Genomic DNA, 271 nt, shown 5'->3' with positions numbered 1-271 from the left:
ACACAAATTTTGCTGCTACTCGTTCTGGTTATCATCTTGGTGACCATTCTTTATTTTGCCTGGCTGGCAACCCGGGCAAATGTCCAATCATTAAAGGAAGGTTTAAGCCAGCCGACAGTTATTTACGATAAAGACGGCGATGTAGCAACGAATGTTGCGACTAATCGAACAAAGGGTGTAAATATTGACAAGCTGCCAAAATATGTCCCGAATGCGGTTGTTGCCATCGAGGATGAGCGCTTTTATGAGCATAATGGCTTTGATATTAAGG

At 42.8% G+C, this 271-nt stretch carries 1 protein-coding gene; it reads left to right on the top strand.

Annotation, left to right across the window (positions count from 1 at the left end; all coding sequences use genetic code 11):
* Positions 1–271 (top strand): transglycosylase domain-containing protein (locus RYX56_RS22470; protein ID WP_317124136.1); only part of this gene is annotated, 271 nt, incomplete at both ends.

This window comes from Alkalihalophilus lindianensis (genome assembly GCF_032843265.1).
GTDB lineage: Bacteria > Bacillota > Bacilli > Bacillales > Bacillaceae_D > Alkalihalophilus > Alkalihalophilus lindianensis.
The sequence above is the reverse complement of the archived record's forward strand: the minus strand, read 5'-3'. Positions and strand labels throughout refer to the sequence as shown.